Source organism: Laedolimicola ammoniilytica, assembly GCF_025567165.1.
GTDB lineage: Bacteria > Bacillota > Clostridia > Lachnospirales > Lachnospiraceae > Laedolimicola > Laedolimicola ammoniilytica.
In genome coordinates this window covers 1-8,361 of record NZ_JAOQKC010000040.1, presented here as the reverse complement: position 1 = coordinate 8,361, position 8,361 = coordinate 1, and the positions used below count along the sequence as shown (strand labels likewise).

9 protein-coding genes and 1 pseudogene are annotated in these 8,361 nt (G+C 41.3%); 9 read left to right on the top strand and 1 reads right to left on the bottom strand.

The window, feature by feature from the left end; translation table 11 throughout:
• From OCV63_RS16980 to OCV63_RS16940, 9 genes and pseudogenes are all read left to right on the top strand, one after another.
• Positions 1–964: pseudogene (locus OCV63_RS16980) on the top strand (DNA topoisomerase); the annotation flags it as partial.
• Between the two features lie 11 nt (positions 965–975).
• Positions 976–2,898 (top strand): recombinase family protein, encoded by a 1,923-nt coding sequence (locus OCV63_RS16975; RefSeq protein WP_005930780.1) that lies wholly within the window; start codon positions 976–978, stop codon positions 2,896–2,898.
• On the top strand, positions 2,895–3,278 hold the full coding sequence (locus tag OCV63_RS16970) for a TnpV protein (protein ID WP_005930786.1): 384 nt from the start codon (positions 2,895–2,897) through the stop codon (positions 3,276–3,278). The genes OCV63_RS16975 and OCV63_RS16970 overlap by 4 nt, the downstream gene beginning before the upstream one ends.
• Before the next feature lie 109 nt (positions 3,279–3,387).
• Complete coding sequence (locus OCV63_RS16965) at positions 3,388–3,636, top strand: hypothetical protein (protein ID WP_005930789.1); 249 nt, start codon at positions 3,388–3,390, stop codon at positions 3,634–3,636.
• Positions 3,614–3,904, top strand: a complete 291-nt coding sequence (locus tag OCV63_RS16960) for a hypothetical protein (protein WP_005930793.1) — start codon at positions 3,614–3,616, stop codon at positions 3,902–3,904. The genes OCV63_RS16965 and OCV63_RS16960 overlap by 23 nt, the downstream gene beginning before the upstream one ends.
• A gap of 264 nt (positions 3,905–4,168) precedes the next feature.
• A complete protein-coding gene (locus tag OCV63_RS16955) occupies positions 4,169–4,738 on the top strand; it encodes a DUF6560 family protein (RefSeq protein WP_035393633.1) in 570 nt (189 codons plus the stop codon).
• A gap of 287 nt (positions 4,739–5,025) precedes the next feature.
• The gene (locus OCV63_RS16950; RefSeq protein WP_005930799.1) at positions 5,026–5,775 is read left to right on the top strand and encodes a hypothetical protein; all 750 of its coding nucleotides are present in this window, start codon (positions 5,026–5,028) and stop codon (positions 5,773–5,775) included.
• 84 nt (positions 5,776–5,859) lie between these two features.
• Entirely contained in the window at positions 5,860–7,395 is a 1,536-nt protein-coding gene (locus tag OCV63_RS16945; protein ID WP_008394494.1) for a plasmid recombination protein, read from the top strand.
• 167 nt (positions 7,396–7,562) lie between these two features.
• Positions 7,563–8,072 carry a DUF5104 domain-containing protein gene (locus OCV63_RS16940; RefSeq protein ID WP_006573538.1) on the top strand — a complete coding sequence of 170 codons (510 nt, stop codon included), beginning with the start codon at positions 7,563–7,565 and terminating at the stop codon, positions 8,070–8,072.
• 62 nt (positions 8,073–8,134) lie between these two features.
• On the opposite strand, the gene OCV63_RS16935 is transcribed toward OCV63_RS16940, so the two are convergent.
• A partial coding sequence (locus tag OCV63_RS16935) for a hypothetical protein (protein ID WP_331485582.1) occupies positions 8,135–8,361 on the bottom strand: 227 nt, incomplete at its 5' end.

Sequence of the window (8,361 nt, the reverse complement as noted above, 5' to 3'; positions counted from 1 at the left end):
GCTGGTGGGGATCAATGCGACAAGGCTTTTTTCCGTGCTGTATCACCGTACCCTCAACATCGGGCGCGTGATGTCCCCAACACTGGCGCTCATTGTCCAGCGAGAAGCTGAGATCGACACCTTTAAGCCGATTCCCTTTTATACCGTGGAGCTGGAGCTGCCCGGTCTTACCGTATCCGGGGAGCGCATGGCGAATAAGGCCGCTGCCGAGCAGCTGAAAGAAGCCTGTCAGGGTGCAAATGTCACAATCAAAAAGGTGGAGTGCAAGGAAAAGTCCGAAAAGCCGCCTGCCCTCTATGACCTGACTACCCTGCAAAGAGATGCCAACCGCCTGCTTGGATTTACAGCCCAGCAGACCCTGGACTATCTACAAAGCCTGTATGAAAAGAAGCTCTGCACCTATCCCCGTACTGACAGCCGCTATCTGACCGGTGATATGGCAGACATCCTGCCGGTGCTGGTGAACCTGGTTGCCAACGCCATGCCGTTTTGCAAAGAAATCGCCATTACCTGTGATCCGCATACGGTAATCAACGATAAGAAAGTAACCGACCATCACGCAGTAATCCCTACCAGAAATCTCAAGGATGCAGACCTTTCTGCCCTTCCTGCGGGAGAAAAAGCGGTGCTGGAGTTGGTGGCCCTGCGTCTGATGTGCGCCGTAGCCCAGCCCCATATCTATTCGGAAACTGTTGTGATTGCAGCGTGTGCCGGTGGGGAGTTTACCACAAAAGGAAAAACGGTGAAGCATCCCGGATGGAAAGCACTGGAGGACGCTTACCGTGCCAAAATGAAGGATGCAGAGCCGAAAAAAGAGAGCGCAGAGAAAGCTCTGCCGGATCTGACCGAAGGACAGACCCTTTCGGTTGCTGCGGCAATCGTCAAAGAAGGCAAAAGCAGTCCGCCTCAGCACTTTACGGATGTGATATTTTGTGAGCGTAAGGAGTGGATAGGAATTGAAGAAAGGAGTTCAGCATGAGAAGAAAAAAAGATAAAAGCAATGGCATTACTGCTTTGTATGAAAGACTGTCTCGTGATGATGATAATGCTGGAGAGAGTAACAGTATAGTTCATCAAAAGCAAATGCTTGAAGATTATGCTATGAAACATGGTTTTACGAATCTTGTTCATTTTACCGATGATGGTTGGAGTGGAGCGACCTTTGACAGACCTTCATGGAACAGACTTGTTGAAGGTGTTAAAAACGGAGAAATCACTGCCTGTATCTGCAAAGATATGTCCAGAATCGGCAGAGACCATTTGCAAGTAGGTTTTTTCACTGACATTCTGTTTAGAGAAAAGGAAGTTCGATTTATAGCAATCAATAATGGTATTGATAGTGACCGTCAAGAAACCAGTGAGTTTGCCCCTTTTCTGAATATCATGAATGAGTGGTTTGTCAGGGACACAAGTAAGAAAATTAAAGCTGTACTGAAATCCAGAGGTTCTTCCGGCAACGCTCATACAAGTAATATCCCACCATACGGCTATTTGAAAGACCCCGAAAACCCCGACCATTGGATTATTGATGAAGAAGCTGCTGAAGTAGTCCGCAGAATTTATCGCATGACTATTGAGGGAAAAGGACCTTATCAGATAGCAAGAGAACTTTCAGAAGAAAAAATTGAAAGACCATCTTATTATCTTGGCAAAAAGGGACTTGGAAATCATGCAAGCAACTATGACAAAGAAAATCCGTATATGTGGCGAGGAAATCAGGTTACTACTCTGATTGCCCGACCAGAGTATATCGGAAAGACTGTCAACTTCAGGACATTCAAAAATTCCTATAAGGACAAAAAGACGAAAAGGGCAGATAAGGAAGATTGGGTGGTTTTTGATGATACACAAGAGCCTATTGTCGATGAAGAAACATGGCTGCTTGCTCAAAAGTTAAGACAGAATGTAAGAAAAGCAGATCCTATGGGCGAGCCTAATGTTCTGACCGGAAAGATTTACTGTGCTGATTGTGGTGCGCCGATGTATAATCACAGGCAGCGGAAAGGGCGAGAAAGAATATACTATACTGCCAAAGGCGAAAAAAGGACAAGTTATTCCAATCCGGCAGATTGTTATGAATGTTCCACATATAATCTTGCTTATCAGAAGTATGACCGACATTGTACTTGCCACCATATTTCAACAAAAGCACTTAAAAGCATCATTCTGAAAACCATACAGGAGACTTGCCATTATGTTTCTTTGAATGAGCGGGAGTTTGTTTATTCTCTGCAAGAAGAATCGGCGATGAAAGATATTGCTGTTTCTGAAACTGTAAAAAACCGCATTGAAAGAAATCAGAAGCGAGTTCACGAACTGGATATGCTTATCAGGAAAATCTATGAAGATAATGTGATTGGAAGATTGCCGGACAGACTTTTTCAGAGTATGCTTACTGATTATGAAAATGAGCAGAACGAGCTGAACAAGATTATTGAGACTGACACCGCTGATATGCAACGGATTATAGGCGGTCAAAATAATGTGGAGCGTTTTCTAAAGCTGGTTAAAAAGTATGAGAATATTACAGAACTTACTCCTGCCATGATAAATGAATTTATCGACAAAATTCTGGTTCACGAGCCACAAGGAAAAGGTGCAGACCGCACCACAGAGGTGGAGATATATCTTAACTATGTCGGGCAATTTCAAGTACCTGTGGAGCAGCATGAACCAACAGAGGAAGAAAGGATTGCTGCTGAAAAAGAGGCGGAACGACTTCGCAGAAAACGAGAATCCAATCGTAAGTATATGAAAAAGATTCGTGAGAAATCAAAAGAATTTGCGGAGCATGAGCGTATAGCAGAAGAAAAAAGTTCTGATAGCAATGTGTGTGTTGAACAGAACGTCACAAGCAAATCAAATCGGCAAAAAGTGAAAGGAGAAAAAATAGCATGACAGAATTGAAATCACGAATCCATGACAAAAGCAACGGTCTGGACTATGTTCTTGTGGGCGATTACTATGTGCCGGACTTGAAGCTACCGGAGGAACACCGCCCTATCGGTATGTGGGGCAGACTGCACAGGACATATTTGGAGCAGTACCGCCCTACAAGGTTCTCTGCCCTCTGTTTATCCGGCGAACTGCATACTTACCTTGCTGACCTGGACGAACAGGCAACGGAAAGGTGCAGCCTTATCATTGAGCAGATGAAACAAGCCGAGGGCGTGACCGAAACCATGAAAGCAGACAATCAGATGTTGTGGGTACAGTCCATGAACTCTATCCGTAACCGAGCCGAAGAAATCATCAGACAGGAAATGATTTACTGCTGATTTTATCAAGTCCAAAACCAACAAATTTGTATCGTAAACGAAGCGACAGGTATTTCCTTATGAAGTGTCTGTCGCTTTTCATTTATCAAACTTTAAGGAGGAAAACACAATGAAGATGAACCGGAATGAAATGGAAGCCCTTTATGCCTTTGGCTGTCCGAACCTGAAAGCAACTGTCGAGCGTTTGCGTATGGTAGCTGCCCTTGCACCCGATCCAGTGGCGAAGAAGCTGTTTTATATGCTTTCCGTCAAGCTGAGTGCTGAGGGTGTTGAAAGGTGGTATCGCTGCTTTTACTGCAAGCTGCGTGTGTTGAAAAACCATAGGGAGGGCTGCTATGACGAGACTGACGAAGATTGAGAAAGAAACAATCGTTCTCTTTAATGAGGGCGAGGACAAGGCAAATATCTACACCCACAACGCCGGATTGAAAAAGAGGTTGGCTGCTTTTGCTAAGAAGTACCCTGACCTTTGCCGACTGGAAAAATCCAATGTTCAAGGCGGTGTTTCTTATGAGCTGGCAAAGTCCCGTCTGTCTATCCGTTTCCTGCCGCCTTACAGTGAGGAACGCAGACAGAAAGCCAGCGAATATGCGAAAAAGCATGGGCTGAACAGCCAGCAGGGATAATGTGATAATCAGGGCTGATATGCGGTTAAAATGTCAGGTGCAGACCTGATGTTTTGACCGTTGCCTATCGCCTGTGAGGAAAGTATCGGGGACTATGGATTTTGCGGAAATGTGCGTTACAAGGCTTGAACAGGAACTCTGTACACAAAATTTTTTCTTCCATTCTTTAAGTTGATGAAGTATAATGAGATATGAAAAATTGAGGTTTTTAATACTCGATTTCAAACAATCATTTTTATATAGCTGGAACTATGGAGGGCAAAAATGAATAATTTTTTACGAATGTGTTTGAATATAATTACACAAATAGGTCCCTATTTAGTTGTACTTCTTCTTTTGAAATATCTTGTAAATCTTCAACAAAAGAGAGCTAAAGAACGAGAGGAAGAACAGAAAAAGGGAATAATTAGGACGCATTATATAATAAAAACCGAAAAAGTACTTACTATGTTTTTTGTATTGGCGGTGTTTCTTTTTGGGGGAGCTACGGTAGCCAGTGCTATTCAACAAGATGATTTATTGCCACCAATTGGTTTTAGTATTTTCTTTATTGTTTCTTTAATCGGCTCATTGAACATGATTATGTGGAAACTGGAAGTGAACGGAGATGAAATCACATGGCGTTCAACTTTTGGAAGAAAGAGAACTTTTCACTTTGAAGATATTACCTATTGCGAGAGAAAGAAAGGTTCTATGCGTGTATATGTAAATGGAGAAAAATTATTTACCATTGATAGTAATATTGACAAAGAAGAATTTATGGAGGACATAAAAAGAAGAAGAATCCCTGTAAAATCTTACTGGGCAAATCAGCATAAGAAAAATCGTAAATGACATAGATTTTATAACAGTACGATGTTAGACAACTGAATATGACCGTCAAGGTCAGATGAAGAAACCGATGTATTGAGCGTAAAGCGATCATGCGTCGGTTTTTCTTATTTCATGAGCTGACAGAATTCCGACTGTATATCACCCGTGAGGAAAGTATCGGGGACTATGGATTTTGCAGAAATGTGCGTTACAGGTAAGTAAAAAAACTACTTGATAGAGTGTAAATTGAATTGTTCATATCGGTATGATATAATTTACTGAAATGAAGCAAGAAGGTGGACTTTTGTATGAAAAAATTTTTGAAAATATTGCTAATCGTTATAGGAATAGTTTTTTTGATTTTTGCAGCGCTGATATGTATTGGACTGTTTGTTGATTATGATGACCATATTGAAAATGGTCGTTATACTTATGTTCCGGAAGAAGAAAACAAAGGAAATGAGTATATCGAGTTTAAGTTGACAGATAATGGAAAAGACGATTCTAAACTTACATATTATAATTCTATCGAAGAAGCTATTTTGAATTCCCCCTTAAAAGCAGAACATGAAGATTTATCAGCTCCAGAAGATTTTCTTAATCATGTTGATGAAATATTGCATATATGGAATGGCAAACAGTATGATACGATTTTCTATCGAGCAGGAAGTGATAACGATCCCGTTCAAGGTTTTGTGATTGCACGCTGCAAAAAACAGATAGAAAATGAAAGTACACAATATGCGTTTGTAAATGCCACACCATCTGCCACTACACCAGATACCACTTATGGGGGAGACTTCAAAAAATTTATCCATTTATCTTTAACAATAAGTGATATTCAACAAGACTTAAATCCAAATTATCCAGATACCAGATTCGTTTTTGGCTATGCACATGATAAAGAAATTTACTCATTAGAAGTAGAGGGTCAAAAGCCAGATGGAATTATAGAATATGAAGAATATGGTAGAACGATGTATATGTGGTATTATAACGATTTGGAAAGCAATAAAAGAGGCGATTGTCTGAGCTACTCAGTAGATGTGCCAGAATAATTTTTCAAATTGGCTAATCTGCCACAACTGAATATGACCGTTAAGGTCAGATGAAGAAACCGATGTATTGAGCGTAAAGCGATCATGCGTCGGTTTTTCTTTTTGCAAAATAGTCCGGTGGACTGTTTTGCAAAACCGAAGGAACTGACAGAGCTTGAGACGGGGCGAAGTCAGTTTGTTCGGGCGGGAGTACAGAGGGTGCAACCCTTTGTGCATGGGTACAGGGAATGCAATACCCCTGTGCAGGTCAAGGGCGGCAGCCTTGCCCAGTTAAGTGGCGTTTCGCCACTTAGTACTGGGTATTACTTGACGCAGAAAGCCGCAAGGAATCAGCTTCGCTGCCCTTCTCCCCTGTCGGGGAAATCAAAAAGAAAAGGAGGAACTCATGTGAAATTAACAAGGCACAATGGACGAGCTGGAAAGAATGGCGTTTATAATCCGAAGCACAATGACCGCAGTTTTGACATTGCCAACAGCGAACACATTGACGAAGAACGAGCCAAACAAAATCTCTATTGGGACTGTTACAATGGCTTCCGCAATTTCAAAAATCCCGATAAGGAAAATGAGCTGTCTGCCACTTTTGAAGATGTGGAACAGCTTTTTTATCGTCAGCGGTATCGTGATTTTGTAACCGGACAGAACGAAAGAAATGTGAAGAACCGACACCCTGAAAGGAATAAGGAAACCGGTGATTTGCTCAAAAGCAAAAAGACCTGTCCAGAGGAAACGGTCTATCAGATTGGAACACTTGATAATCATGTTCCACCGGAACTGCTCATTGAGATTGTCACAGAATTTATGGAAATCGTAAATGAGCGTTTCGGCTCTCATGTCCATATCCTGAATTGGGCGCTGCACTTGGATGAAAGCACCCCTCATATTCACGAGCGTCATGTGTTCGACTGTGAAAATCAATATGGGGAGATTGCCCCACAACAGGAAAAGGCTTTGGAAGCACTGGGATTTGAACTGCCGGAACCGGAGAAGCCTGTCGGAAGAAAAAATAACCGCAAGATGACTTTCGATTCAGCCTGCCGAGTGTTGCTGTTCGATGTGGCGAAAAAGCATGGCTTACAACTGGAAGAAGAACCCGAATATGGTGGTCGTGCTTATCTGGAAAAACAGGACTATATTCTTTTCAAGCAAAAGGAGCAACTGGCAGCACAGGAGCAAAAGTTGGAAGAACTCACGATGAAGATTGAAGATGTGGAAGCTCTGGTGGACGAGGTTGCCGATATTGCCTATGACAAGGCGGTTGAGGTCGTTGCTGATACTGTAAAACTGGAAACGCACAAGGAGGATATTAAGCTGGTGGAGCAGTCTAAAGCGTGGGTTCTCTCCCCTGAGCGTAAGGCTTCAAAGAAAGAAGTTGAGTATGCAGTGAAACGATTGGATGGCGTGATTGCCAGAATCACAAACGCTATGAAATCAACCATTCAGAAAATCCAAACCACGCTGATGAAACCGGAGGTCAAAAAAGCCGGAACGGAGCAAATCAAGAAGAAAGCTAAAAGTTCCATTATAGAGCAGTTGAGCCGCAAAAAGAAAGAAATAGCAGAGCGTGAAGTCAGCCGGACGGATCAGGCAAAAAGCAAAAAACAAGATATGGAACTCTAAAGCACTTGCTGTTTTCACTTTGAAAATGACAGGTGCTTTTGCTTTAGGGAGTAAGAAAATATCTTCCATTCTTTAGGTTGATGAAGTATAATGATAGTAAGAAATTTTTTGTAATGACCTTAATCCAATAAGTGATTTTGCAATTATTCAGTAAAGGATGTAATTATATGAAAAAAGTATTGTTGCTTTCCAGTGTGATTATTATACTCGGTTTAACAGGCTGCTCTAACAAATATTTCAATGACTGGTTTAGCTCTGAACAAAATGAAACGGATAAGATGTGTCAACAAATTATCGAGGCATGTAAGCAACAGGATTCAGAGAAACTAAAATCTCTATTTTCCGAAGAAAGCAAAAAGAACATTGAGAATTTAGACACTGAAATCTCTGCTTTTTTCGATTATATTGAGGGCAGTATCCAAAGTTTTGAGGGCGATTGTGCATCATCAAGTGAAAGCAACTATGGTAAAAGGAAAACGGAATTGGATGGTATGTATCTCATATTGACAGAGAAGGAAAGGTATTGTATGAATTTTTATATGTATAGTGAGGATGATGAAAATGCCCAAAATGTGGGGATATATAAAATTGAAATTGCATTGGAGAGCGAAGTGGCTGAGGATAATTTTATATGGGATAATCCCCCAAACGGTATTTTTGTTGGAGGACAAAATTGATTTTTGTTATGAGAGAACATTAAAGTATAAATTTCGGATGGTATAAGAAAAACTGACTACAATTAAATCTTCACAGCTTTACTAAGCAGGAAATCTGAAAAGTTCTCCTGCTTTTTTGCACTCAAAATAGAATGTGGAACTCTAAGACACTTGCTGTCTTCGTTTTGAAAATGACAGGTGCTTTTGCTTTGGGAGGCAAGAAAAAATGTAAGCGTCCAATAAGAGGGTGTATCGAAATTTCTGGCTGTTGCATGTAAACTATTGATTAGAGTTTTGGGAGTTGACTCTA

Excerpts from the sequence above, each read along its gene's own strand:
- OCV63_RS16975 (WP_005930780.1), top strand. The coding sequence starts at position 976 with ATGAGAAGAAAAAAAGATAAAAGCAATGGCATTACTGCTTTGTATGAA.
- OCV63_RS16970 (WP_005930786.1), top strand. The coding sequence starts at position 2,895 with ATGACAGAATTGAAATCACGAATCCATGACAAAAGCAACGGTCTGGAC.
- OCV63_RS16965 (WP_005930789.1), top strand. The coding sequence starts at position 3,388 with ATGAAGATGAACCGGAATGAAATGGAAGCCCTTTATGCCTTTGGCTGT.
- OCV63_RS16960 (WP_005930793.1), top strand. The coding sequence starts at position 3,614 with ATGACGAGACTGACGAAGATTGAGAAAGAAACAATCGTTCTCTTTAAT.
- OCV63_RS16955 (WP_035393633.1), top strand. The coding sequence starts at position 4,169 with ATGAATAATTTTTTACGAATGTGTTTGAATATAATTACACAAATAGGT.
- OCV63_RS16950 (WP_005930799.1), top strand. The coding sequence starts at position 5,026 with ATGAAAAAATTTTTGAAAATATTGCTAATCGTTATAGGAATAGTTTTT.
- OCV63_RS16945 (WP_008394494.1), top strand. The coding sequence starts at position 5,860 with ATGCGTCGGTTTTTCTTTTTGCAAAATAGTCCGGTGGACTGTTTTGCA.
- OCV63_RS16940 (WP_006573538.1), top strand. The coding sequence starts at position 7,563 with ATGAAAAAAGTATTGTTGCTTTCCAGTGTGATTATTATACTCGGTTTA.